1 protein-coding gene is annotated in these 316 nt (G+C 34.8%); it reads right to left on the reverse strand.

Annotation, left to right across the window (positions count from 1 at the left end; genetic code table 11):
- Nucleotides 1-219, reverse strand: a 219-nt coding sequence (locus F8C76_RS20085; RefSeq protein WP_211372227.1) for a hypothetical protein, incomplete at its 3' end; no start/stop codon positions are given.
- Nucleotides 220-316: the final 97 nt, after the last annotated feature.

Raw genomic sequence — 316 nt, forward strand, 5'->3', positions numbered from 1 at the left:
CCCCTTTTTATACATGCACACGCTGTTTTTATTTTGAGAGATGATTTCTTTTAATTCTAGCCAATCCACTTGGTCTAGTTTTTCCAAACATTCATCATCGGCTATCAAAATCCATTCTGGCTCTTCTTTAAGGCGTGTGGGTAGCTCTTGATAGCGGTTAAAATCTTCCATAGACAATTCTAATTTCTTAGAAACACTCTCAAGCAGCTTTGTGATCATGGGGTTTTGGTTGAATAGAATCATTTTCATTTTAGGGACTCCTTATTTGATAAGAAACGCTTCTTTAAGCCTATCAATTTTTATCGCTTTTTTTAAA

The organism is Flagellimonas olearia (assembly GCF_009184425.1).
GTDB lineage: Bacteria > Bacteroidota > Bacteroidia > Flavobacteriales > Flavobacteriaceae > Flagellimonas > Flagellimonas olearia.